Source organism: Gordonia aichiensis NBRC 108223 (assembly GCF_000332975.1).
GTDB lineage: Bacteria > Actinomycetota > Actinomycetes > Mycobacteriales > Mycobacteriaceae > Gordonia > Gordonia aichiensis.
The window spans coordinates 18,403-44,472 of the sequence record NZ_BANR01000030.1 but is presented as its reverse complement, the minus strand read 5'-3'; the positions used below and the strand labels follow the sequence as shown (position 1 = coordinate 44,472).

The window sequence follows — 26,070 nt, the reverse complement described above, 5'->3', positions numbered from 1 at the left end:
CCCCCCAACCGTTTCGACCGCCCCAAATACAGGGGCACGCTGGTGTGCTCGGCGAACACCGCCAAGAACGGTTGCACCCCGCTTGCCGAGCGGGCGGCCATCGCGATCAGATCCGGGACCGGTACCAGGGTCCCGGATGCGGTCTGCGCCACCCCGGCGTGTGCCTGCAACTCGGCCAGCGTGGCCGTGGCGATGACCTGGATCGGCAGCCCACGATGCGAGCGGCCGAGTACACCGGCATCAACCACCTGCGACAGCAACGCCGACACCGCGTCATGGTTGCGTTGGGCTTGTGAGCGTTGATCACGTGCGGCTGCCTGCGCCACCACCTCGGCATCAGCCTCGCCCACCGGCCCTGCCGGTGAGGTGTCGTCGTCGGGGTTGTTCATGCCGGGTGTCGCCCACGCATCCAGCACCACATCCAGGCGGGCGCGGGTCGCCGGGTCGAGATCAGCAGTCAACCTGGACATCAGATCCGCACCTTGGCGGTTCACCCACAACCGGCGACGCCGCCTGCGGTCGGTGTCGTCGGTGACCGTGCCATCGGGATCGAGATGTGCCATCAACCGGGTACCCAGAGTGGTGATTTCTTTCGGCGTGAACTGCACCCCATAACCAGCCATCTGCGCCTCGGCCGCCGCACACACCTCAGCCGGAATCTGATGCGGAATCTGGCCCAACACCTCCAACACGGCCCGTGCGCGGGCCGGCGCTATCAGCCCCTGCCCCCAATACTGTGCCAACGTCGGGCAGCGTGGTTGCTCTTTCTCACCCACGATCGACGTGAACGAACCGGTCGCCGAGATGAGTTGATGTCGTGCCGCCGGGTCCCCGACACCCAACCGGTGGGCCAGAAAGTCCCGCACATCCCGGTAGCCGAGCGCGCGTGGCAGAGTACGATCCGATGCCTCGACCACCAGCCGATCAGTGACCGCTGCCGCGGTGCGCCGCGCCAACCGCTCAGCCACCTGCGCCGCCTCCACCACACCCGCATCCGAGAGCTGCGACACATCACAGCCGGCCAACTCATCGACCACCTCAGCAAGACGCGTCAACGCCTCCGCCACCCGCGCATCAGCAGACCCCGCCACCGCACAACCCAACCCGGCAGCATCCAACAAGGCTGGTGCACACAATGTTTCACCGACACCCGGACCGTCGTTGCCGCTGTCGTGCTCGCTACTCATTCCGTGTCACCCCCACCCTCCCGGAACATCTCGATCGAATATGCGTTCTACGCTAGCCGACGCCACCGACAAATTCCGTCGCACGCTTTCCGGACATCGGTGACGCGCTACCAGCAGCTGGATGGAACCGACCTTGTGTGACCGGCGGGCGTGCGTTCGTCATCCCGTCAATCTCTCCCTCCCGTCAATCTCGGCGGTAGCATGGCGCGTATGCGAAGGCATCCGCTCGGCGCCTCGGCGCGCCTGCTCGTTGTTGCCATTGCGGTGCTCGTGATCATTTTCCTCGTACCGCTTCCGACGTGGCTGGTTGTAGCGCTGTCTGGATTCGGTCTCGTTCTCATCGGTGCGACAGTTGCCGACATGACCGCACGCCGACCGGTCGAGTAGGGCATCAGCTGACAAGACCTCATGCGTCAGCGTGATGGCGCGGCGGGTCAGTGGCTGGCTGAGCAGACGTGAAACGTGCTGTCCACCGTGGGCTTGTGGCGTGGTGCGTGGCGGTGTCGGCGCGTTCGAGCACGACGCTCTGAGAAATGGGTGGAATGCGGTCTTCGGCACGGCCGCAGCGGTAGGTTCGCTCGAGGATCCACGCCGGTGGGGCTGCTCGAAACCGACAGCCCGGCTGCTCCTCCGGGATTCGAGCGCTGGGAAAGGGACTCCGAGGTGGCCCTGCGAGGGTCGCGTCGCCTGAGGCTGGGCGGACCGCATTCGGAAAGCAGTGGTGCCGACACATATCCTTGACGGGTAAACCCGACCGATCAGGAGACACCCATGCTCGCCCGAACCGACCTGCGCGGTACCTCGCCGACGCTCGCTGAGCTGCGTCGCGCGTTGCCCCGTGGGGGCACCGACGTCAACGCCGTTCTGGACACGGTGGCGCCGGTGGTGCATGCGATCGCCGACCGCGGCGTCGAGGCGGCACTGGAGTATGGCGAGAAGTTCGACGGCGTGCGTCCGTCGAGCGTTCGGGTACCCGCGGCCGTGATCTCCGATGCCCTCGAACAGCTCGACCCCGCCGTCGCCGACGCGCTCCGCGAATCGATCACCCGCGCACGCCTCGTGCACGCCGATCAACGACGCACGACGACCCGCACGCAGGTCGTCGACGGGGGAGCGGTCAGCGAGAAGTGGATTCCTGTTCGTCGTGTCGGCCTGTATGTCCCCGGCGGCAACGCGGTCTACCCGTCGTCGGTGATCATGAATGTCGTGCCCGCCCAGGAAGCTGGTGTCGGCTCACTCGTCGTCGCATCGCCTCCGCAGAAGGACTTCGGGGGATGGCCGCACCCGACCATCCTTGCGGCGTGTGCACTCCTCGGCGTCGACGAGGTGTGGGCGGTTGGCGGCGCACAGGGTGTGGCGCTGCTGACCTACGGTGGCGTCGACACAGACGGTGCCGTTCTCGACCCCGTCGACCTCATCACCGGTCCCGGAAACATCTATGTCACGGCAGCCAAGCGCCTCTGCCGCGGACTCGTCGGCATCGACGCCGAGGCAGGTCCCACCGAGATCGCCATACTCGCCGACAACACTGCCAACGCGTCCTTTGTCGCAGCCGACCTCATCAGTCAGGCCGAGCACGACGTTCTCGCGGCATCGGTGCTGGTGACCGACAGCGTCGAACTCGCCGACGCCGTCGACGCAGAGCTCGATCGCCAGGTGTCCGAAACCACACACCGCGAACGCGTCACCACCGCACTCAGCGGCAAGCAGTCGGGCGTCGTGTTGGTCGACGACATCGACGCAGGCCTCGCCGTAGTCGACGCCTACGCGGCAGAACACCTCGAGATACAGACCCGCGACGCAGCGCGTGTGGCCGACCGCGTGCACAACGCCGGGGCCATCTTCGTCGGTGATTTCGCGCCGGTCAGTCTCGGCGACTACTGCGCCGGCTCGAATCACGTTCTGCCGACGTCGGGTTCGGCGCGCTTCGCATCGGGACTGTCGGTGCAGACCTTCCTTCGCGGCGTGCACGTCATCGACTATGACGAGAACGCCCTTCGAGATGTCTCCGCCCAGGTCGTCACCCTCGCCCGGGCCGAAGACCTTCCGGCGCACGGTGATGCGATCACCCGTCGATTCGCCGTCGAGGTAGCGAAGTGACGCCCATGAACGCCCCCAGCCCGTCGATCCCGGGCACCTCGGTGACGGTCGATGATCTGCCGATCCGCGAGAATCTGCGTGGCAAAACCGCTTACGGCGCACCGCAATTGAAGGTTCCGGTGGTTCTCAACACCAATGAGAACCCGCACCCGCCCTCGGCCGAGCTGATTGCCGACGTCGCCGAAGCCGCCAGGGCGGCTGCAGCCGAACTGCACCGTTACCCCGACCGCGACGCCGTGGCCCTGCGTACCGATCTCGCCGCATACCTCAGCGCGGCGACCGGGACGTACCTCGGCGTCGAGAACCTCTGGGCGGCAAACGGTTCCAACGAGATCCTGCAGCAACTCCTGATGGCGTTCGGCGGTCCTGGCCGTAGCGCGGTCGGCTTCGTGCCCAGCTACTCGATGCATCCGATCATCTCCGACGGCACCGACACCACCTGGCTCGAGTGCAAACGGAACGCCGACTTCTCCCTCGACATCGACTACGCGGTCGGGGAGATCACCGCGCGACGCCCCGACGTCGTTTTCGTGACATCGCCCAACAACCCGACCGGTGCGTCGATCCCGAACGAGGGACTGCGAGCGATCGTCGACGCCGCTCCGGGCATCGTGATCGTCGACGAGGCTTACGGGGAGTTCTCCGAACAGCCCAGTGCGGTGGAGCTGATCGATGAGTTCCCGGCGAAGGTCGTGGTCAGCCGGACGATGAGCAAGGCGTTCGCCTTCGCGGGCGGGCGGCTCGGGTATCTCGCGGCGTCTCCCGCGATCGTCGACGCGCTGCAGTTGGTGCGTCTGCCGTATCACCTCTCGGTGCTGACACAAGCCGCGGCGCGTGCGGCCCTGCGCCACAGCGAGGAAACACTCGGCGGGGTCGCAAAGATCATCGCCGAGCGCAAACGTGTCGTAGCCGAACTGGAGAAATCCGGTTTCGACGTCGTGGATTCCGACGCGAACTTCGTGCTCTTCGGACGCTTCGCCGACGCCCCGGCGTCGTGGCAGCGGTATCTCGACGACGGCGTGTTGATCCGCGATGTCGGAATTCCCGCGCACCTGCGTGTCACGATCGGTTTGGTCGACGAGAACGACGCGTTCCTCGACGTCAGCAGAAGACTTGCCACCACAGATCTGGAGAACACACAGTGACCACCCCGGCACCGCGGATCGCGCGCGTCGAACGCACGACCAAGGAGTCGTCGATCGTCGTCGAACTCAATCTCGACGGCACCGGCGCGACCGCCATCTCGACGGGTATCCCGTTCTTCGACCACATGCTGACGGCATTCGGTGCGCACGGCAGCTTCGATCTGACAGTCGAGGCGAAGGGCGACGTCGAGGTCGAGGGGCACCACACCATCGAGGACACCGCGATCTTGCTCGGGCAGGCGCTCGGTCAGGCACTCGGCGACAAGAAGGGCATTCGACGCTTCGGTGACTCGTTCATTCCGATGGACGAGACACTGGCACATGCCGTCGTCGACGTCTCCGGACGGCCGTACTGCGTGCATACCGGCGAACCCGAACACATGCTGACGGCGGTGATCGGCGGCTATCCCGGCGTCCCGTATTCGACGGTCATCAATCGACACGTCTTCGAATCGATCGCGCTCAATGCGCGCATCGCGCTGCACGTGCGTGTGCTCTACGGTCGCGATCAGCACCACATCACCGAGGCCGAGTTCAAGGCAGTCGCGCGCGCACTGCGGGCAGCCACCGAGGCCGACCCAAGGGTGAGTGGCGTGCCATCCACCAAGGGCGCCCTATGAGTTCGACGGGCATCGTCGTCCTCGATTACGGGTCGGGCAATCTGCGTTCCGCGCAACGCGCGTTGGAACGCACGGGCGCCGATGTCACCGTGACCAGCGACTTCACAACGGCGCTGGAGGCCGACGGCCTCGTGGTACCGGGCGTCGGGGCCTTCGCCGCCTGCATGGAGGGCCTGCGCGCGGTGAAGGGCGACCGGATCATCGGAAGACGGCTGGCCGGCGGGCGCCCGGTCCTCGGCATCTGCGTCGGCATGCAGATCCTGTTCGAGCGCGGCGTCGAATTCGGTGTGGAAGCCGATGGCTGCGGGCAGTGGCCGGGAACCGTGTCGCGACTCGACGCTCCCGTCCTTCCACACATGGGGTGGAACACCGTCGACGCACCTGCCGACTCCACGCTCTTCACGGGGATCGACGCGGGCACGCGCTTCTACTTCGTCCACTCGTATGCGGCGCAGTCGTGGGAGATGGACAACGTCGGCTCACCGCTGGCCGCTCCGAAGTTGACGTGGGCACAACACGGCAGTCGCTTCCTCGCGGCGGTCGAGAACGGCGCACTGAGCGCCACTCAGTTCCACCCGGAGAAGTCCGGGGACGCAGGAGCCGAGCTACTTCGCAATTGGGTCGGGAGCATCGCATGAGTACACCGGGCGAGCCATCACGACGACCGCACTTCTCCTACGGGCGGTTCGTCACGCTCGTCCTCGGGTCGGGTGTGCTGGTGTTGGTGGTCGGTACGCCCATCATCCTCGCGCTGGCACACTGGTCACCGATAGCCGGTCTGGTTGCGGCGCTGGTCGTGGTCATCGCGATGGTCGCGGTGATCGGCTGGATCGCGCGCCGCATCATCGGCTCGTACGAACGCAGGGTTCGCGACCTCGAGGAGGGGACCGCGAACCCCTGACCGCACGCAGACCGCCCACAGCGCACGCGACGAATACAGGACCGCGACGAATACAGGACCGCGACGAATACAGGACCGCGACGAATACAGGACAAGGAAGACATCACGTCATGGGGAAGACCCTCGAACTACTACCAGCCGTCGACGTCGCCGATGGACAGGCCGTTCGGCTCGTCCGCGGCGCGGCGGGCACCGAAACCGCCTACGGCTCACCCCGTGAGGCAGCGCTGGCATGGCAACGTGACGGCGCCGAGTGGATTCACCTCGTCGACCTCGACGCCGCGTTCGGCCGCGGCAACAACCGTGAGCTGCTCGCCGGCGTCGTCGGCGAACTCGACGTCAAGGTCGAGTTGTCGGGCGGTATCCGCGACGACGACTCCCTCGAAGCCGCTTTGTCGACGGGCTGCACGCGCGTCAACCTCGGTACCGCGGCACTGGAGAATCCCGAATGGTGCAGGCGGGCAATCGCGACCTACGGCGACCGGATCGCAGTGGGACTCGACGTCATCGCCGACGGCGACTCGTACCGCCTGCGCGGACGGGGATGGGTTACCGACGGGGGCGACCTATGGGAGGTCCTCGCCCGACTCGATGGTGACGGGTGCGCGCGCTACGTGGTCACCGACGTCAGCAAGGACGGCACTCTGGGCGGCCCGAATCTCGAACTACTCTCGGAGGTCACCAGGGCCACCGATGCCCCCGTCGTCGCGTCGGGTGGCGTGTCCGCCCTCGGCGATCTGATCGCCATCGCGAGTCTGACCGACCAGGGCGTCGAGGGTGCGATCGTCGGAAAGGCGCTCTACGCCGAACGTTTCACCCTGCCCGACGCACTGGCGGCGGTCGGTAACCTGTGACCTCCCGTCCTGACCTGGATCCGTCCGCGCTCCTCGAGATCGCGGGCGGCATCCTCGACGGTGTCTCCGCTGAGTTCACCGCAGGGCTCGGTGCACCCAGCGCCGTGGCGAAGGGAGGGACAGACTTCGCCACCCAGGTCGACCTCGATCTCGAGCAACGCATCCGACGCGAACTCACCGATCGCACCGGGATCGCCGTGCACGGTGAGGAATTCGGCGGTCCCTCGGTCACCGAGGGCGCGGTGTGGGTACTCGACCCGGTCGACGGGACCTACAACTATTCGACCGGGATGCCGCTGACGGGGATTCTGCTGGGCCTGCTCGTCGACGGCGAGGCGGTGCTCGGTCTCACCTGGTTGCCGCTGACCGGGACACGCTACGCAGGCCACGTGGCAGGACCGTTGTATCGCAACGGCATTCCGATGGCACCGAATCCCCCGGCAATTCTCGCGCAGACCGCAGTGGCGTTCGGGCCGTTCAACGTCAGCCACGGCGGGAGATACCCGGGCACACACCGTGCACAACTACTCGAAGCGCTGAGCGTGCGTGCAGCGCGGCTGCGCATGACGGGCAGTACCGGAGTCGACATGGCCTATGTCGCAGCCGGGATCTTCGGCGCCGCAATCGCTTTCGGAGCGCACGCGTGGGACAACGCGGCGGGTGCGGCCCTGGTCCGTGCTGCCGGGGGAGTGGCCACCGACCTCGCGGGCAACCCCTGGACGGTGACGTCGCCGTCCCTGGTGACGGCGATGCCTGACGTCCACCGCGAACTGATGGCCGTGATCGACGACGTAATCGGCGACGAGAGGACTTCCCGATGACCCTCGCGACCCGTGTGATTGTCTGCCTCGACTGTGTTGTCGAGGACGCCTCGGCAGGGAGGACTTCCCGATGACCCTCGCGACCCGCGTGATTCCCTGCCTCGACGTGGACGACGGTCGTGTGGTGAAGGGCGTCAACTTCCAGAATCTCCGCGACGCGGGCGACCCCGTCGAACTCGCTGCGCGATACGACGCCGAGGGCGCCGACGAGCTGACCTTTCTCGACGTGACCGCATCGAGTTCGGGCCGTGCCACCATGATCGAGGTGGTGCACCGGACCGCCGATGCCATCTTCATCCCGCTGACCGTCGGCGGTGGCATTCGCACGGTCGACGATGTCGACGCGATGCTGCGTGCCGGAGCCGACAAGGTGAGCGTGAACACCGCCGCGATCTCCCGGCCCGAGGTGCTCGCCGAGATGAGCCGACGGTACGGATCGCAGTGCATCGTGCTGTCCGTCGACGCGCGAACCGTTCCCGACGATGCCGAGCCGACGCCGTCGGGCTGGGAGGTCACCACGCACGGCGGCCGCACGGGTACCGGAATCGACGCCGTCGAGTGGGCTCGGCGCGGACAAGAGCTCGGCGTCGGGGAGATACTGCTGAACTCCATGGACGCCGACGGCACCAAGCAGGGCTTCGACTTGCGGATGCTTGCCGCGGTCCGCGAGGTCGTCGACGTCCCGGTGATCGCCAGCGGCGGCGCCGGCCGGGCCGCCGACTTCGCGCCCGCGGTGCAGGCAGGAGCCGACGCCGTTCTCGCCGCGTCGGTGTTCCACTTCGGCGAACTCACCATTCCCGAGGTCAAGGGTGCGATGGCGGCCGAAGGCATCGTCGTGCGCACCGAACGCGACACGGAAGGGCAGGTGTGATCGCATGGCTCTCGACCCGGAGCTCACCGCACAGCTCAAGCGCAATGACGACGGACTCTTCGCCGCAGTGGCACAGGAGCGATCCACCGGACAGGTACTGATGGTCGCGTGGATGGACGACGCCGCCCTCGAGCGCACCCTGGCCACCCGACGCGCCACCTACTATTCACGCTCCCGTCAGGAGTACTGGGTCAAGGGCGAGACCAGCGGGCACACCCAGTACGTGCACGACGCCCGTCTCGATTGCGATGGCGACACCATTCTGCTGGTCGTCGACCAGGTAGGCGCGGCGTGTCACACCGGCAACCACAGTTGTTTCGACACCCCGTCGCTGTCATTTGAGATCGATGACGGGCAGACACGTGAGGAACAGGCGCAGGCGCGTCCCGGCGCGGCAGGTGCTGCATCGAGTTGATGCCCGGGCCAACCGGTCGAGTTGAGGCCTGGGACAATCGACCGCAGACACACTCCATGAGGATTCGCACTGTCGAGTTCGTAGGCCGTTTCAGCGTTCGGTCGGTGAACTCGACGCGGACCAGCAGACGGAAGGCGGTGACGCAGTCATGCCACTGATCCAGATCTCCCAGACCCCGGGTCTGTCCGATCGGGTCAAGCGCGAGACCATCGCGGCGGTGACCGAGGCGTACGCGAAGGCAACCGGCAAGAACCCGGATTCGGTGTGGGTCACGATCACCGAGGTGCCCCGCTCGCAGTGGGGCGTCGGCGGCGAGCCGCTGGGATGAGCGGCGAACACACGCTGACGGTGACCACCGACAGCGACTCGCATCACCGCGCGCCGTCGGCGACCACCGCAGGCACGACGACGCTCGAGGAGTTCCTCGATCTCGCATCCGACCATCGTGTCGTCCCGGTGACGCGCAAGGTACTCGCCGATTCGGAAACACCGCTGTCTGCATATCGGAAACTCGCCGGTGAGCGCGAAGGCACCTTCCTCCTCGAATCTGCCGAGAACGGAAGGTCGTGGTCGCGGTGGTCGTTCATCGGCGTGGGCGCTCCGTCGGCGCTCACCGTCGTCGACGGTAAGGCGGCCTGGTGGGGAACTGTGCCCGCGGGTGCGCCCGTCGACGGCGACCCGCTCACTGTGCTGGCGGAGTCGCTGCGTCTGCTCGCCACCGATCCCTTGCCCGATATGCCACCGCTGACGGGCGGCTTCGTGGGCTTCATGGCCTACGACATGGTGCGCAGGCTTGAACGGCTCCCCGAGACGACGGTCGACGATCTCGGTCTGCCCGATCTCATGATGCTGCTGGCCACGGATCTGGCCGCAGTCGATCACCACGAGGGCACCATCACACTCATCGCGAACGCGGTGAACTGGGACGGTAGTGCCGAACGCGCCGAGGAGGCCTACGCCGATGCCGTCGCGCGACTCGACACGATGACCAACGCGCTCGCCGCGCCCGCGCCGTCGACGGTGTCGCGATTCGACAGGCCGACACCCGACTTCCGGGTGCAGCGCAGCCGCGAGGAGTACGGCGAGATCGTGACCGGGCTCGTCCGCGAGATCGAGGCGGGTGAGGCGTTCCAGGTGGTGCCGTCGATGCGCTTCGAGATCGACACCGACGCCGATCCACTCGACGTGTACCGCATCCTGCGTGCCTCCAACCCGAGCCCGTACATGTACCTCCTACGGATGCCCGGCGTCGGCACCGACGACGATGGTCATCCGCGCACGCCGTTCACCATCGTCGGATCGAGTCCCGAGGCGCTGGTCACGGTCACCGACCGCGTGGCGACGACACACCCGATCGCCGGCACACGCTGGCGTGGAGCCACCGAGGAAGAAGACCAGCTCCTCGGCAAGGAGCTCACCGAGGACGAGAAGGAGAACGCCGAGCATCTGATGCTCGTCGATCTGGGCCGTAACGACCTCGGACGTGTCTGCGCTCCGGGGACCGTGAAGGTCAGCGACTACCGGCACATCGAGCGGTACAGCCACGTGATGCATCTGGTGTCGACTGTGTCGGGCACCCTGCGTGACGACAAGCACGCGCTCGACGCGGTCACCGCGTGCTTCCCGGCGGGAACGCTGACCGGTGCACCCAAGGTGCGAGCGATGGAACTGATCGAGGCCAACGAGAAGACACGACGCGGTCTCTACGGCGGCATCGTCGGCTACCTCGACTTCGCGGGTAACGCCGACACCGCCATCGCGATCCGCACCGCGTTGATGCGTCGAGGCATCGCCTACGTGCAGTCCGGTGGCGGAGTCGTGGCCGACAGCGAACCCGACTACGAGTACAACGAGGCCCGCAACAAGGCCACCGCAGTACTCAACGCGATAGCGGCGGCCACGACGATGCAGCGCGTCGGCACGGACAATCACGACACGGACAATGACGACACGGACAATGACGGCACGGACAATGACGGCACGGGTAGTGCCAGAGCGGAAAGTGGCGAATGAGTACCCAGGACCCCGACCGGAGTCCCGGCACCGATGCGCCGGTCGATACCGACGGTGACAAGCAGGCGGCGCGGGCGCAGCGTCGAACCAAGCTTCTCGGATCGATCCTGCTCGCCGCCGCAGCGCTCGCGTTCTGGATCGCATCGCGACTGACGTGGGCCAAGGTCCTCGCAGCTGACGGGCTCTCGCCGGCACGCACATTCGAGGTGAAGGGCAGCGACTGGAGTCCGTGGCTGACTCCGCTCGCCCTGGTACTGCTCGCCGCGATCCTGGCCGCGATGTCCCTACGCGGTTGGGGCCTGCGGATAGTGGCCCTCCTCGTCGCCGCAGCGGGTGTCCTTGCTGCGTTCCCGGCGATCTCGCTCGTCATGGGCGGCACCAACGACACCTACGCCGCGACTGCCGCCGGACTCAACGACAGGTATGTCGTGCAGTTGGTGACCACCAACAACTGGGTCGCCGCTGTGGTGCTCGTGGGTTCGCTGTGTGCCGTCGCCGCGGGCGTGCTGCTCATGCGGGTCGCATCCGGTGCAGGGATGTCGTCGAAGTACAAGACGCCCGCTGCGCGACGCGAGGAGCTCGAACGCGAGATCTTCGCCGAACACAAGAAGCGTCAGTCGGATGGGGCGTCGGGAACCGCGCCGAGTTCTGCACCCGACAACTCCGCGACGACTGGAACGGCGGGGTCGTCGCCGGCGCAACCGGCAGGGCAGAAGGGCTCGACAGCGGACGGCGCGACCACATCCGACGCCTTGTCGGGAGACCCGGGCGAGGTGCACGACGCACCCAACGAACGCATGCTCTGGGACGCCCTCGACACCGGGATCGATCCGACGGATCAACGATGACGAAAAGCACAACCCGCTCCCGGTGCACCGAACACGGCCGTCTACCCTGAGAGCACGAACAGAAAGGGAGCCAGCTGTCGTGAGCACGCCCACCGTCCTCGACTCGATTCTCGAGGGAGTGAGAGCCGACGTAGCCGCACGCGAAGCGGTCGTCGACTTTGCGGCCGTCAAAAAGGCGTCCGTTGCCGCGCCGGCTCCTCGCGATGCGATGGCTGCCCTGCGCAAGACCGGAATCGGTGTCATCGCGGAGGTGAAGCGGGCCAGCCCTTCCAAGGGAGAACTCGCCGACATCCCCGACCCCGCCGATCTCGCCGCCGCATACGAGGCGGGTGGTGCACGCATCATCAGTGTGCTCACCGAAGAACGTCGGTTCCGCGGCTCCCTCGCCGATCTCGACTCCGTGCGCGCCCGGGTAGATATCCCGGTGCTGCGCAAGGATTTCATCGTCGGGCCGTATCAGATCCACGAGGCGCGCGCGCACGGCGCCGACGTCATTCTGCTGATCGTGGCGGCGCTCGAGCAGAATGTGCTCGCCTCGTTGCTCGACCGCACCGAGAGCCTGGGGATGACCGCACTCGTCGAGGTGCACACAGAAGAAGAAGCCGATCGCGCGCTCGAAGCCGGCGCATCGGTCATCGGAGTCAACAACCGTAATCTGAAGACCCTCGAGGTCGACCGCGACACATTCGCCCGGATCGCACCCGGCCTGCCCACCGAGACGATCAGGGTGGCCGAATCCGGGGTACGGGGTACCGCGGATCTGCTGGCATTCGCCGGCGCGGGCGCCGATGCGGTACTCGTGGGAGAAGGCCTGGTCACCAGTGGTGACCCGCGGACCGCCGTCTCCGAGCTGGTAACCGCAGGCACCCATCCTTCCTGCCCGAAACCCGTTCGCTGACACCTGCTTTCGATCTAGCGTCGACTTGCGTGTCACGGACGACGAGACGTCTGTGAGAGTTCCGTGACCACCGAATCCCGATCCGCCGATCAATTCGCGAACGAGTTGCCGACCGCGAGCGTCGGTGTCAGCACGCGTACCTCGTCGGAACCCGACGCCCACGGACACTTCGGTGTCTACGGCGGACGTCACGTTCCCGAGGCACTGATGGCGGTCATTGACGACGTCACCGCGGCGTACGAGAAGATGCGCACCGACGACGAGTTTCTCGGCGAACTCGACCGCCTGCAGCGTGATTACGTCGGCCGTCCGTCTCCGCTCTATGAAGCCACACGTCTGAGTGAATTCGCCGGGGGCGCACGGATCTTCCTCAAGCGCGAAGATCTCAACCACACCGGTTCGCACAAGATCAACAACGTGCTCGGACAGCTATTGCTTGCCAAGCGGATGGGCAAGACACGCATCATCGCCGAGACCGGTGCGGGTCAGCACGGCGTCGCCACGGCGACCGGCTGTGCGCTGTTCGGCATGGAGTGCATTGTCTACATGGGCCGCGTCGACACCGACCGTCAGGCGCTCAACGTCGCGCGCATGCGACTGCTCGGCGCTCAGGTCGTCGCAGTGGACAACGGCTCGGCGACCCTCAAAGACGCGATCAACGAGGCGCTGCGTGACTGGGTCACGAACGCGCACAACACCTATTACTGTTTCGGGACCGCGGCCGGTCCGCACCCGTTCCCGATGATGGTGCGTGACCTGCAGCGCATCGTCGGACTCGAAGCCCGCGTACAGATCCTCGACAAGGCGGGGCGCCTGCCCGACGCTGTCACCGCGTGCGTCGGCGGCGGGTCGAATGCCATCGGTATCTTCCACCCCTTCCTCGACGACCGCGAGGTGCGTCTGGTCGGCTTCGAGGCCGCGGGCGACGGCGTCGAGACCGGCCGTCACGCCGCGACGTTCACCGGCGGCACGCCCGGCGCCTTCCAGGGCGCCTACTCGTACCTGCTCCAGGACGACGACGGCCAGACCATCGAGTCGCATTCCATCTCAGCGGGCTTGGACTACCCGGGCGTCGGACCCGAGCACGCCTACCTCAAGGACACAGGTCGCGCCGAATACCGTCCCATCACCGACACCGAGGCGATGGACGCACTCGCGTTGCTCAGCCGTCGTGAGGGGATCATCCCGGCCATCGAATCGGCGCACGCACTCGCAGGTGCACTCACACTGGGCAAGGAACTGGGGGAGGGTGCGATCGTGCTGGTCAGCCTGTCCGGACGAGGTGACAAGGACGTCGATACCGCGGCGCGCTGGTTCCACCTCTTCGACCCACCGCCCTCGGAGAACGAGGTCGGCGTGACGACCGGCACAGAAGCAACCACAGAAGCAACCGGCGCAGAAGCAACCGGGACAGAAACAACCGGCGCAGAAACGACGAACGCGGGGGACGTGCGATGACACACGCGAGGACGCCCGTACACGCTGGCCCGTCGAAGCTCGGCCCTGTGTTCCAGACGTGCCGCGACGAGCGACGTGCCGCACTCATCGGATATCTGCCCGTCGGCTTCCCGACCGTCGAGAAGTCCATCGAGTCCTTCGAGACGATGGTTCGCGCCGGCTGCGACATCATCGAAGTCGGTGTGCCGTACTCGGACCCGGTCATGGACGGGCCGACCATCCAGGAAGCCGCCGACCTAGCCCTCACCAACGGGGTCAGGGTCCGCGATGTGTTCCGCGCAGTCGAGGCGATCACGGCAGCGGGAGGCAACGCCGTCGTGATGAGCTATTGGAACCCCGTCCTGCAGTACGGCGTCGAGAAGTTCGCCCGGGATCTGTCCGAGGCTGGTGGCGCCGGCGTGATCACGCCCAACCTGATTCCCGAAGAGGGCGCCGCCTGGCATGCGGCGTCCGATGAGTTCGATCTCGACCGCATCTACCTCGTCGCGCCGTCCTCGACCACAGAGCGACTTGCGCTGACCGTCGACGCGTCGCGCGGATTCGTCTACGTCGCCTCGACAATGGGCGTGACCGGTGCGCGCGACGCGGTCTCCGACGCCGCTCCCGAGTTGTGCGCTCGCGTGCGTGAGTATTCCGACATACCGCTCGGCGTGGGACTCGGCGTCCGCAATCGCGAGCAGGCCTCGCAGATCGCGAGCTACGCAGACGGTGTGATCGTCGGGTCAGCGCTGGTCACGGCGGCCAAAGCGGGTCAGGATCACCTCGCCGAGCTGGTCACGGAACTCGCGAGCGGTGTCCGCGAACCGCGAGCAGACCTCTGATCGCCCCGAAGCGGAGCCGACGCTTCGCCGTCTGCGCGTGCCCGTCCGTTAGGGTGGCACCGTGACAGCGCCGACGACGACGATGCTCGCCTACATCCCCAGCCCGCCTCAGGGCGTGTGGTACATCGGTTCGTTCCCATTGCGGGCGTACGCGTTGTGCATCATCGTCGGCATCATCGTCGCCGTCTGGTGGGGAAACCGTCGCTGGATTGCCCGCGGTGGCCGGTCGGGCGAGGTTCTCGACGTCGCGATCTGGGCCGTTCCGTTCGGGCTGATCGGCGGACGTATCTACCACGTACTGACCGACTGGCAGATCTATTTCGGAGACGGCGGCAAGACTCCGATCGATGCGCTCAAGATCTGGGACGGCGGTCTCGGTATCTGGGGTGCCGTGCTGTTCGGAGGTCTCGGCGCATGGATCGGCGCGAGGCGTATGGGTATCAAGCTCCCGCCGTTCGCCGACGCCATCGCCCCGCCGATTCTGCTCGCGCAGGCCATCGGACGACTCGGCAACTACTTCAATCAGGAGCTGTACGGTCGGCCCACCGACGTTCCGTGGGGCCTCAAGATCTACGAGCGCGTCGATGCGTCGGGGCAGGCTGATCCGGGCTTGATCACGGGTGTGTCGAACGGGCACGTGGTGGCGATCGTGCACCCGACATTCCTGTACGAACTGTTGTGGAATCTGCTCGTCGTCGTGATCCTCGTGCTCGTCGACCGATACTTCCGCATCGGCCACGGACGTCTGTTCGCGCTCTACGTCGTCGGGTACTGCATCGGTCGGTTCGGGGTCGAACTCATGCGCTCCGACCCCGCGTTCACCCACATCGCGGGCGTGCGCATCAACGTGTTCACCGCTGCGCTGGGCATCGTCTGCGGTGCGATCTACTTCATCGTCGCGCCGAAGGGCCGCGAGCAGGGCCTGGAGGTGTACTGGCCTGAGCGGGCCGCCGAACTCGCCGAGCTGGGGCACACCGGTGCCCTCGTCGACGACGTGGATGACGACGACGAATATGACGACGTGGATGACGACGGCGAGAATGACGACGGCGAGGATGAGAACGAACACTTCTTCGACGACGAACCGGACGCCGACGGAGATGATGGAGCTGAGCACCTCGACGGCTCCGAACCGGACGACTCCGATCTCGAACCCGACCAGCGCATCGAGCCGCAGGCGGCATCGACGGCCTCGTCTACCGGCGGTGGGGTTGCCGCCGCGGGCGCAGCTCTCGCCGGCGTGGCCGTAGCGGGCACCGCAGCCGGCCGTGATGATCGCGAGAGCGACGATCACGAGGACGCAGGCCACGAGGACACAGGTGACGAGGACACAGACGGCGAGGGTGCAGACCACGAGGTCGACGATCACGGCCGCGAGGCCGCCGTCGATGCGTCTGATAGTGATGACGCCGACGCGCCCAGCGACGAGGGCGTTGACGCCGAGACGAGCGACGAGGGCGTCGAGGACGAGGTCGTGGAGGACGGTGCCGCCGGGCCTGCCGAAGCCGAATCCGACGGGACCGAATCTGACGGGACCGAACCCGCTGATTCCGAACCCGCTGATTCCGAACCCGCTGATGCCGAACCCGCTGATTCCGAACCCACCGATGCCGGCACCGCCGGTGACGAAACCGTGGAGGATGGAGGGGAGTCCACCGATACGGCGGGCGATCACACCGACGAAGGGGTTTCGATGAGTAGCGCCGCAGAGGGAATCGGCCCGGAGGAGATCGCCGAGGGAGTGTCCGAGGATATCGAGGACATGGTCGACGACGAGGGTGATACCAGCGCGTCCGGCGTCGACGAGGACGAGGCCGAACTCGCCGACGGCCAGGAGATCAACGCGGGCGGACCCGACCCGGTTCTCGACGAGAACGAAGAGATCGTGTCGAAGATCATTCCGGGCACCGGCGAATCGGCCGATGCGAAGCCTTGGGACCCGGAAGACGACCCGGCACGTCCAGAGGGTGTCACCACGGAGTCGGAGATCCTCGAGGAGTCCGATTCGGATTCGGACACCGATCCCGGCGACACGGCAGACGTCGATGCCGCGGACATCGAAGAGGGCATTGCCGAAGAAGCCGAGGACGCCGAGGTCGACGACGGCCCCACGGGCGCTGACGGCGTCGACGAGGACGAGGGTGCCCTTGCGGACGGGCAGATGGACAACGCGGGTGGTCCCGATCCCGTCGCCGACGACGATTACGTCGAGAGGGACAAGAAGATCATTCCCGGCACCGGTGAATCCGCCGACGCGAAGCCCTGGAAGCCGGGGGATCAGGCGTAGTCAGCGAGCAAACGGCACCGGGCCCGGTCCCAGTGCGGACTGTCGGCGCAGCGTCGAAAACCGCGTTGCGCCTCATGGTCGGATAGAGTGAGATTTCACCTGGGGTACGCGCCTTCAGCGGCGTTGTGTCCTGACACCTGCTCCACGGGCCAGCGTTGTCCCTGAGGACTTCAGCATTTGATTCACGCGAATCGAGTGGAGGCTCTTGATGTTGTTTTCTGCGCTCCCGGCCAAGCAGGGCCTGTACGACCCCGACACGGAAGTGGACTCGTGCGGCGTCGCGATGGTCTCCGACATCTACGGCCGCCGGTCGCATGCGATCGTCGCCGACGGTCTGTTGGCGCTCGAGAACCTCGAACACCGCGGTGCTGCGGGCGCCGAGCAGAACAGTGGTGACGGAGCGGGCATCCTGATCCAGCTTCCCGACGAATTGTTCCGCGGCACTGTTGATTTCCAGCTTCCCGAGCCGTCGCCTAACGGTGCCAACACGTATGCGGCAGGTACATGCTTCCTGCCGATGGACCAGGCGGCTCGACGCGAGGCGATGGATCGGATCGCGACCCTCGCGGACGCCGAGGGCATCACGATCCTCGGGTGGCGGGATCTGCCGGTCGACGTCGAGGGCGCCGACATCGGCGAGACCGCGGTGGGGTGCATGCCCTTCATGGCGCAGTTGTTCGTCACCGTCGATCCGTCCGACGGCGCGGCTCGGCTCGGCGGCATTGACCTCGATCGCTACATCTATCCGTTTCGCAAGCAGGCCGAACGCATCACTCCGGACGTCGACGAGAGCGGTACGGGATTGTATTTCGCCTCACTGTCGAGTCGGACCATGGTCTACAAGGGCATGCTCACGACGATGCAGTTGCCCCTCTACTACCCGGATCTGCGTGACGACCGGTGTGTGAGCGCGATCGCCATCGTCCACTCGCGCTTTTCCACCAACACCTTTCCGTCATGGCCGCTCGCGCACCCGTTCCGGTTCGTCGCGCACAACGGCGAGATCAACACCGTGCGAGGGAACCGCAATCGTATGCGTGCGCGTGAGGCGCTCCTCGAGACCGACCTGATCCCCGGCGACCTCGCCCGTGCGTTCCCGATCTGTACTCCCGAGGCTTCCGACTCGGCCTCGCTCGACGAGGTGCTCGAACTCCTGCACCTCGGCGGCCGCAGTGTGCCGCACGCCGTGATGCTGATGGTCCCCGAGGCGTGGGAGAACGTGCCGTCGATGGATCCCAAACGCCGCGCATTCCTGCAGTTCAACGGGTCATTGATGGAGGCATGGGACGGCCCGGCCTGTGTGACGTTCACCGACGGAACCGTTGTCGGTGCTGTTCTCGACCGCAACGGACTGCGCCCAGGACGTTGGTGGCAGACGCGCGACGGTCGAGTGATTCTCGCCTCGGAGGCCGGTGTGCTCGACGTCCCGGTCGACGACGTGGTCTCCAAGGGCAGACTCGAGCCGGGACGGATGTTCCTCGTCGACACCGCACATGGCCGGATCATCCCCGACGAGGAGATCAAGGGCGACCTCATGCGGTCGGAGCCCTACGACGAATGGCTGCACGCGGGACTCCTCGACATCGCTACGCTTCCGCCGCGGCCGGTGTACAAGCCGAACCACGACACCGTCGTCCGCAGGCAGGTGTCCTTCGGCTACACCGAGGAGGACCTACGTGTGCTGCTGACCCCGATGGCTGCCTCGGGCTATGAGCCACTCGGCTCGATGGGTACCGACACTCCGGTCGCGGTCATGTCGCAGCGGTCCCGGTTGCTCTACGACTACTTCGTCGAACTGTTCGCGCAGGTGACCAATCCGCCGCTCGACGCCATCCGCGAGGAGATCGTCACCTCGATGGCGCGTGTGATGGGTCCCGAGCAGAATCTCCTCGCCCCGACGGCGGCGTCGTGCAGGCAGATACTGCTGCACTGGCCCGTCATCGACAACGACGACCTCGCCAAGCTCGTCCACATCAACGACGACGGCGACAATCCCGGACTGTCGGCGAAGGTTCTGCATGGTCTCTATGAGGTCGCCCGTGGCGGTGAGGGCCTGGCAGAAGCACTCGACGATCTTCGACGCCGCGCCAGCCAGGCGATCGCCGAGGGACACAGCACACTTGTCGTGTCCGATCGACACTCCGACCGCGAGCACGCTCCCATCCCGTCGCTGTTGGCGGCGTCTGCGGTGCATCACCATCTCGTGCGCACCAAGGAGCGAACGAAGATCGCGCTGATCGTCGAGTCCGGCGATGCACGCGAAGTGCACCACATCGCGCTGCTCATCGGTTTCGGTGCGGCTGCGGTCAATCCGTATCTCGCACTCGAGTCGATCGAGGACCTGATCGCCGAGGGTGAGCTGACGGGTGTCACACCGTCGAAGGCCAAGCGCAACTACATCGAGGCGCTCGGCAAGGGCGTGCTCAAGGTGATGAGCAAGATGGGCATCTCGACCATCAGCTCATACACGGCGTCGCAGGCCTTCGAAGCGGTCGGGCTGTCGTCGGCTGTGGTGAAGGAGTACTTCACGCGGACCGTCTCGCGGATCGAAGGCGTCGGCCTCGACGAACTCGCAGAGGAAGTCCGCATCCGGCATCATCGCGCGTTTCCGCACAATCCGACAGAGCAGGTGTATCGGCGTCTCGAGGTGGGTGGCGAGTACCAATACCGCCGTGAGGGTGAACTGCACATGTTCACCCCGGAAACGGTGTTCCTGCTGCAACACGCCACCAAGACCGGCCGCGACGAGGTGTTCGCCGCGTACTCGGAGAAGGTCGACGAGCAGTCGCGCAAGGGCGGTACGCTGCGCGGTCTGTTCGAACTCGACTTCTCCGGCCGGGATCCCGTGCCGCTCGACGAGGTCGAGCCTGTCGAATCGATCATGACGCGATTCAACACCGGCGCAATGAGTTACGGCTCCATCTCCGCCGAGGCGCACGAGACCATCGCGATCGCGATGAACCGGATCGGCGGGCGCTCCAACTCGGGCGAGGGCGGTGAGGACACCGACCGTCTCTACGATCCGGAGCGACGCAGCGCCGTCAAACAGGTTGCATCGGGCCGGTTCGGCGTCACAAGCGATTACCTGATCAACGCCACCGACATCCAGATCAAGATGGCCCAGGGCGCCAAGCCCGGTGAGGGCGGACAGCTTCCCGCCTACAAGGTGTATCCCTGGATCGCCAAGACCAGGCACTCGACGCCCGGTGTCGCACTGATCTCGCCGCCACCGCACCACGACATCTATTCGATCGAGGATCTCGCCCAGTTGATCCACGACCTGAAGAACGCCAACTCCGACGCGCGTGTCCACGTCAAGCTCGTCAGCGCCGTCGGTGTCGGGACCGTCGCCACCGGTGTCTCCAAGGCGCACGCCGACGTCGTCCTCATCTCCGGATACGACGGCGGAACCGGAGCCTCCCCGCTCACGTCGCTCAAGCACGCAGGCACGCCGTGGGAGATCGGACTCGCCGACGCCCAGCAGACCCTCATGCTCAACGGCCTGCGCGACCGGATCACCGTCCAGTGCGACGGTGCACTCCGTACGGGTCGCGACGTCATCATGGCGGCCCTGCTCGGCGCGGAGGAATACGGTTTCTCCACGGCACCGCTGATCGTGTCCGGGTGCATCATGATGCGGGTCTGCCACCTCGACACCTGCCCGGTGGGTGTGGCGACGCAGAATCCGGTGCTGCGGTCACGGTTCACCGGGCAGGCAGAGCACATCGTCAACTTCTTCCGGTTCGTCGCCGAGGATGTCCGAAAGTATCTGGCACAGTTGGGATATCGCACACTCGACGAAGCCATCGGGCAGTCGCAGCGGCTGCACACCGATACCGCGGTCGCGCACTGGAAGAGCAAGGGACTCGACCTGAGCCCGATCTTCCGTCGCATCGAGGACAAGGGGCCGACCCGACGCGTTCGCGGTCAGGACCACGGACTCGACAAGGCCTTGGACCAGACTCTCATCCAGCTCGCGGAGGGTGCGCTCGAGGACGCACATCCGGTGACGCTTGAACTACCGGTCCGCAACGTCAACCGCACGGTCGGCACCCTACTCGGCTCCGAGGTGACCCGACGCTACGGCGCGGAGGGACTCGCGGAGGACACCATCACCGTCGAATTGACGGGGTCGGCAGGACAGTCACTCGGCGCGTTCCTACCGCCAGGTATCACCATCAAGCTCACCGGCGATACCAACGACTACGTCGGTAAGGGGCTGTGTGGCGGCAAGATCGTGGTCACCCCGCATCCCGATGCGTGGTTCATCGCCGAGGACCAGGTGATCGCGGGCAACACGATCCTCTACGGGGCCACGTCGGGCGAGGTCTATCTGCGCGGCAAGGTCGGCGAGCGGTTCTCCGTGCGCAACTCGGGCGCCACCGCAGTGGTGGAGGGCGTCGGCGATCATGCCTGCGAGTACATGACGGGCGGTCGTGTGGTGATACTCGGTCCTACCGGCCGCAACATGGCCGCGGGTATGTCTGGCGGGATCGCCTATGTCTACGACCTCGACGAGACAAAGGTCAACGGAGCCATGGTGGAGTTGCTGCGGCCCGATCCCGACGATCTGCGGTGGTTGCACGAGCACATCACCAAACACACCCGGCTCACCGGCTCGGCCATCGGCGCGTCGATGCTCGCCGACTGGCCGAGGCGATGCCTCGCCTTCACGAAGGTGATGCCCACCGATTACAAGCGTGTCCTCGACGCGGCCCGGATGGCCGAAGCCGAAGGGCGCGACGTCGATTCAGCGATCATGGAGGCGGCACGTGGCTGACCCGCGCGGATTCCTGGAAGTTGGGAAGAAAGAAGCGAAATACCGTCCTGTTGCCGAGCGCGTGCAGGACTGGGACGACGTGTATGCGCACGGATTCGATCCCGTCGCCTCGCTCAACGAGGTGTCCGAACAGGCTCGACGGTGCATGGATTGCGGAATTCCCTTCTGCCACTCCGGAACTGCCGGTTGCCCGTTGGGCAACCTGATTCCGGAGTGGAACGATCTCGTCCGGCGAGGCCGGTGGGATGCAGCGAGCGCCCGACTTCACGCGACCAACAACTTCCCCGAGTTCACCGGAATGGTGTGTCCCGCTCCATGCGAGGCGGCGTGCGTGTTGTCGATCTCCGAGCCGACGACCGGCGGCAGCGTCACGATCAAACGGATCGAGAAGACGATCGCCTACGAGTCGTGGGCTGAGGGGATCATCGGGCCCGAGGCGCCGGACGCGAGATCGGGCAAGTCGGTCGCCGTTGTCGGTTCCGGTCCCGCGGGGCTTGCCGCCGCGCAGCAGTTGACCCGCGCTGGTCATGACGTGACGGTCTACGAGAAGGACGACCGTGTCGGCGGTCTGCTGCGGTACGGCATCCCCGAGTACAAGCTCCAGAAGTCCGATATCGAACGGCGCATCGCCCAGATGCGCGCGGAAGGAACACAATTCGTCGTCAACTGCGACGTCGGAATCGATCTCACCGTCGAGGAACTGCGCAGCAGGCACGACGCCGTCGTGCTCGCGATCGGAGCCATGAAGCCGCGTGACAATCCGGTCCCGGGGCGGGAACTCAGGGGTGTGCACCTCGCGATGGAGCACCTCGTTCCGGCGAACAAGGAATGTGAAGGCGACGGACCGTCGCCGATCACCGCGGCGGGCAAGCACGTCGTGATCATCGGCGGTGGCGACACCGGCGCCGACTGCCTCGGTACCGCGCACCGACAGGGGGCGGCGTCGGTGGTGCAACTCGACTACAACGCCGAGTTGCCCAGCGATCGCGACGACAACCGCTCGCCGTGGCCCACCTGGCCGCTCGTCATGCGGACGTCGAGCGCGCACGCCGAAGGCGGCGAGCGCAAATATCAGGTCGCGGTGCAACGATTCGTGGGCGACGCCGATGGCAACGTGACGACAATGGTGCTCGCCGAGGTGAAGGTGGTACGCGAACCCGACGGTCGCCGGGTGATCACCCCGGTCAGTGACGAGTTCGAAATACCTTGCGAGTTGGCGCTTTTCGCCATCGGGTTCGAGGGTGTGCGCGAGACGAGTCTGCTCACCGACCTCGGCATCGAGCCGAATCGTCGTGGGAACATCTCGTGCGGAAGCGACTGGCAGACCGACGCGCCGGGCGTGTTCGTCTGCGGTGACGCACATCGCGGTGCGTCGCTCGTGGTGTGGGCGATCGCCGAAGGACGGTCCACCGCACGCGCCGTCGACGAATTCCTCATGGGCGCCTCCGATTTGCCGTCTCCGGTGAAACCGGCGCAACTTCCGCTCTCGGTTCGCTGACGCTCGTCGGCCACCGCGAGCAGCAACGCGACGTTGACGTCCGATGACAACTCAGGTGTAACGATGGCTATGCCGAAACGAGCGGACTAAGGTGAGCACAGTGGAACGCCGAACCAAGATCGTGTGCACCCTGGGTCCAGCCACCAACAGCGAGGAGAGGCTCAAAGAACTCGTTGATGCCGGAATGGATGTCGCCAGGCTGAACTTCAGCCACGGCACCCACGACGACCACAAAGTGGTCTACGAGCGAGTTCGTAAGGCCAGCGACAACGCTGAGAAGGCCGTCGGCATCCTCGCCGACCTGCAGGGCCCCAAGATCCGGCTCGGCAAGTTCGAGGACGACGGCGCGCTCAACGGCGAGGTCATGTGGAACACCGGTGAGACGGTGCGCATCACCACCGACGACATCATCGGAAACCACGACCGTGTCTCGACCACGTACAAGCGTCTCGCCGACGACGCTGTCCCCGGCGACCGCCTGCTCGTCGACGACGGCAAGGTCGGCCTTGTGGTGACCGATGTCGAGGGCAACGACGTCGTGTGCACCGTGACCGAGGGCGGTCCGGTGTCCAACAACAAGGGACTCTCGCTTCCCGGTATGAACGTCTCGGTCCCGGCGATGAGCGAAAAGGACATCGCCGACCTCGAGTTCGCGCTCGGCCTCGGAGTCGACATGGTGGCCCTGTCCTTCGTGCGTAGCCCCGCCGACATCGAACTGGTCCACGAGGTGATGGACCGCGTCGGCCGACGGGTACCCGTCATCGCCAAGCTGGAGAAGCCCGAGGCCATCGACAACCTCGAGGCCATCGTCCTCGCCTTCGATGCGATCATGGTCGCCCGCGGCGACCTCGGCGTCGAGTTACCGCTCGAAGAAGTGCCGTTGGTGCAGAAGCGGGCCATCCAGATGGCTCGCGAGAACGCGAAGCCCGTGATCGTGGCAACCCAGATGCTCGACTCCATGATCGAGAACTCGCGACCGACGCGTGCCGAGGCCTCCGACGTCGCCAACGCCGTGCTCGATGGTGCCGACGCTGTGATGTTGTCCGGCGAAACATCGGTGGGCAAGTGGCCGATCGAAGTGGTGCGCACCATGAATCGCATCTGTAAGGCCGTCGAAGGCAGCTCGCGCGATGTGCCCCCGCTGTCGCACGTCCCACGGACCAAGCGGGGGATCATCTCGTATGCCGCCCGCGATATCGGCGAACGACTCGAGGTCAAAGCTCTTGTCGCTTTCACCCAGTCCGGCGACACCGTCCGCCGTCTCGCGCGCCTGCATTCGCGGCTTCCGCTTCTCGCCTTCACACCCACGCAGGCCGTGCGAAGCCAGCTCGCACTGAGCTGGGGCACCGAGACCTTCATCGTCGACCGCGTCGACACCACCGACAACATGATCGACCAGGTCGACCAGCAGTTGCTGCGGATCGGCAGGCTGCGCGACGGCGACGTCGTCGTCATCGTCGCGGGCGCACCCCCCGGAACCGTCGGCTCGACCAACCTCATCCACGTGCACCGGATCGGCGAGCAGGATCACTGAGTTTCGTACGCCGCTCCGGTGGCTGCGATGCAGCCACCGGCCTCACCGCATCCGCGGCTGACCACATAGGGTGATCCGCATGACAACCGACGTATCCGAGGATCTCGCCAAACTCCTCGACCTACTCGACGTCGAACGGCGCGACGACGACCTGTTCATCGGGCAGCACCCCGAGCAGAAGACGGCGCGCACCTTCGGTGGCCAGATGCTCGGGCAGGGGGTCGTCGCCGCTGGGCGCACACTGACACGGGGTAATCCGCCCGTCCACGCCCTGCACGCGCATTTCATCCGTGGCGGTGATGTGACCAAGCCCATCGAGTACCACGTCGCGCGCTACCGCGACGGCAAGTCCTTCGCCAACCGCCAGGTGAATGCGATCCAGGACGACGAGGTCATCTTCACGATGTTGGTCGCGTTCCAGGACAACTCCGCGGGACTCGAACATGCCGTCGAGATCCCTCAGGTCCCGTACCCGGAAGAGTTGCCACCGCTCGGCGAGCACTTCAAGGGCTTCGAAGACCGCATCGCCACGTTCGTCAATGCGTTGCACCCCATCGACATCCGCTTCGCCAACGACCCGTCGTGGAAGATGCGCGAGGCCGGAGAGACGTTGCGCGACAACAGGGTATGGATGAAGACCGACGGTGCCATGCCCGACGACCCGCTGCTGCATGTCGCGGCGATGTGCTACGCATCCGACACCACTGTCCTCGACTCGGTCATCACCACCCACGGCCTGTCGTGGGGCATCGACCGACTGTTCGCGGCAACCGTCAACCATTCGATGTGGTTTCACCGCGACTTCCGCTTCGACGAATGGATGCTTTACGCGACCCGGTCGCCGGTTGCCACCGGGTCGCGCGGGATGGGCTCAGGTCGTTTCTGGAAGCGGGACGGAACACTGGCCACGTCCGTCACGCAGGAAGCCCTGATCAAATACTTCCCTCCGAAGGAGTGACACGTGGTGCATCCGCAACAGGGACCATGGTCGGCACAACACGTGCCGCGGATACAGACAC

Annotated in this window: 22 protein-coding genes; 21 read left to right on the top strand and 1 reads right to left on the bottom strand. The window is 65.9% G+C overall.

The window, feature by feature from the left end; all coding sequences use genetic code 11:
* Positions 1 to 1,187: DUF222 domain-containing protein (locus tag GOACH_RS20525; RefSeq protein ID WP_005179225.1), on the bottom strand; the 1,187-nt coding region annotated here is incomplete at its 3' end.
* A 210-nt stretch (positions 1,188 to 1,397) separates the two neighbouring features.
* Between GOACH_RS20525 and GOACH_RS20520 the strand changes: the two genes are divergently transcribed.
* The 21 genes from GOACH_RS20520 (at position 1,398) to GOACH_RS20420 (ending at position 26,009) form a co-directional block, all read left to right on the top strand.
* Entirely contained in the window at positions 1,398 to 1,574 is a 177-nt protein-coding gene (locus GOACH_RS20520; RefSeq protein WP_157227882.1) for a hypothetical protein, read from the top strand.
* 384 nt (positions 1,575 to 1,958) lie between these two features.
* The gene (hisD, locus tag GOACH_RS20515; RefSeq protein WP_005179209.1) at positions 1,959 to 3,287 is read left to right on the top strand and encodes a histidinol dehydrogenase; all 1,329 of its coding nucleotides are present in this window, start codon (positions 1,959 to 1,961) and stop codon (positions 3,285 to 3,287) included.
* A gap of 5 nt (positions 3,288 to 3,292) precedes the next feature.
* Positions 3,293 to 4,432, top strand: a complete 1,140-nt coding sequence (locus tag GOACH_RS20510) for a histidinol-phosphate transaminase (RefSeq protein WP_174320858.1) — start codon at positions 3,293 to 3,295, stop codon at positions 4,430 to 4,432.
* Positions 4,429 to 5,052: an imidazoleglycerol-phosphate dehydratase HisB gene (gene hisB / locus GOACH_RS20505; protein ID WP_005179206.1), complete on the top strand. Its 624-nt coding sequence runs from the start codon at positions 4,429 to 4,431 to the stop codon at positions 5,050 to 5,052. Before GOACH_RS20510 ends, hisB begins: the two co-directional genes overlap by 4 nt.
* Positions 5,049 to 5,690, top strand: a complete 642-nt coding sequence (gene hisH, locus GOACH_RS20500) for an imidazole glycerol phosphate synthase subunit HisH (protein ID WP_005179204.1) — start codon at positions 5,049 to 5,051, stop codon at positions 5,688 to 5,690. Before hisB ends, hisH begins: the two co-directional genes overlap by 4 nt.
* Positions 5,687 to 5,953: a hypothetical protein gene (locus GOACH_RS20495; protein ID WP_005179202.1), complete on the top strand. Its 267-nt coding sequence runs from the start codon at positions 5,687 to 5,689 to the stop codon at positions 5,951 to 5,953. Before hisH ends, GOACH_RS20495 begins: the two co-directional genes overlap by 4 nt.
* 110 nt (positions 5,954 to 6,063) lie before the next feature.
* Positions 6,064 to 6,807, top strand: a complete 744-nt coding sequence (priA, locus tag GOACH_RS20490) for a bifunctional 1-(5-phosphoribosyl)-5-((5-phosphoribosylamino)methylideneamino)imidazole-4-carboxamide isomerase/phosphoribosylanthranilate isomerase PriA (RefSeq protein ID WP_005179200.1) — start codon at positions 6,064 to 6,066, stop codon at positions 6,805 to 6,807.
* Positions 6,804 to 7,628 carry an inositol monophosphatase family protein gene (locus tag GOACH_RS20485; RefSeq protein ID WP_005179198.1) on the top strand — a complete coding sequence of 275 codons (825 nt, stop codon included), beginning with the start codon at positions 6,804 to 6,806 and terminating at the stop codon, positions 7,626 to 7,628. Before priA ends, GOACH_RS20485 begins: the two co-directional genes overlap by 4 nt.
* A 70-nt stretch (positions 7,629 to 7,698) precedes the next feature.
* Positions 7,699 to 8,499 (top strand): imidazole glycerol phosphate synthase subunit HisF, encoded by an 801-nt coding sequence (hisF, locus tag GOACH_RS20480; protein ID WP_005179196.1) that lies wholly within the window; start codon positions 7,699 to 7,701, stop codon positions 8,497 to 8,499.
* A gap of 4 nt (positions 8,500 to 8,503) precedes the next feature.
* Positions 8,504 to 8,914 carry a phosphoribosyl-AMP cyclohydrolase gene (gene hisI, locus GOACH_RS20475; protein WP_005179193.1) on the top strand — a complete coding sequence of 137 codons (411 nt, stop codon included), beginning with the start codon at positions 8,504 to 8,506 and terminating at the stop codon, positions 8,912 to 8,914.
* A gap of 148 nt (positions 8,915 to 9,062) precedes the next feature.
* Entirely contained in the window at positions 9,063 to 9,242 is a 180-nt protein-coding gene (locus tag GOACH_RS20470) for a tautomerase family protein (RefSeq protein WP_005179191.1), read from the top strand.
* Positions 9,239 to 10,927, top strand: coding sequence for an anthranilate synthase component I (locus tag GOACH_RS20465; protein ID WP_005179188.1), 1,689 nt, complete (start codon positions 9,239 to 9,241; stop codon positions 10,925 to 10,927). Before GOACH_RS20470 ends, GOACH_RS20465 begins: the two co-directional genes overlap by 4 nt.
* Positions 10,924 to 11,775 (top strand): TIGR02234 family membrane protein, encoded by an 852-nt coding sequence (locus GOACH_RS20460; RefSeq protein ID WP_005179186.1) that lies wholly within the window; start codon positions 10,924 to 10,926, stop codon positions 11,773 to 11,775. Before GOACH_RS20465 ends, GOACH_RS20460 begins: the two co-directional genes overlap by 4 nt.
* Positions 11,776 to 11,854: 79 nt before the next feature.
* Positions 11,855 to 12,673 carry an indole-3-glycerol phosphate synthase TrpC gene (gene trpC / locus GOACH_RS20455; RefSeq protein ID WP_005179183.1) on the top strand — a complete coding sequence of 273 codons (819 nt, stop codon included), beginning with the start codon at positions 11,855 to 11,857 and terminating at the stop codon, positions 12,671 to 12,673.
* A gap of 63 nt (positions 12,674 to 12,736) precedes the next feature.
* Positions 12,737 to 14,131 (top strand): tryptophan synthase subunit beta, encoded by a 1,395-nt coding sequence (trpB, locus tag GOACH_RS20450; protein WP_005179181.1) that lies wholly within the window; start codon positions 12,737 to 12,739, stop codon positions 14,129 to 14,131.
* Positions 14,128 to 14,952, top strand: coding sequence for a tryptophan synthase subunit alpha (gene trpA, locus GOACH_RS20445; RefSeq protein WP_005179179.1), 825 nt, complete (start codon positions 14,128 to 14,130; stop codon positions 14,950 to 14,952). Before trpB ends, trpA begins: the two co-directional genes overlap by 4 nt.
* An 82-nt stretch (positions 14,953 to 15,034) precedes the next feature.
* Positions 15,035 to 17,239, top strand: a complete 2,205-nt coding sequence (lgt, locus tag GOACH_RS20440) for a prolipoprotein diacylglyceryl transferase (RefSeq protein ID WP_005179177.1) — start codon at positions 15,035 to 15,037, stop codon at positions 17,237 to 17,239.
* A 208-nt stretch (positions 17,240 to 17,447) separates the two neighbouring features.
* Positions 17,448 to 22,019 carry a glutamate synthase large subunit gene (gene gltB / locus GOACH_RS20435; protein WP_005179176.1) on the top strand — a complete coding sequence of 1,524 codons (4,572 nt, stop codon included), beginning with the start codon at positions 17,448 to 17,450 and terminating at the stop codon, positions 22,017 to 22,019.
* Entirely contained in the window at positions 22,012 to 23,517 is a 1,506-nt protein-coding gene (locus GOACH_RS20430; protein WP_005179174.1) for a glutamate synthase subunit beta, read from the top strand. The genes gltB and GOACH_RS20430 overlap by 8 nt, the downstream gene beginning before the upstream one ends.
* A gap of 100 nt (positions 23,518 to 23,617) precedes the next feature.
* Positions 23,618 to 25,051: a pyruvate kinase gene (gene pyk, locus GOACH_RS20425; protein ID WP_005179170.1), complete on the top strand. Its 1,434-nt coding sequence runs from the start codon at positions 23,618 to 23,620 to the stop codon at positions 25,049 to 25,051.
* A gap of 79 nt (positions 25,052 to 25,130) precedes the next feature.
* Positions 25,131 to 26,009, top strand: coding sequence for an acyl-CoA thioesterase (locus GOACH_RS20420; protein ID WP_005179166.1), 879 nt, complete (start codon positions 25,131 to 25,133; stop codon positions 26,007 to 26,009).
* Positions 26,010 to 26,070 lie beyond the last annotated feature (61 nt).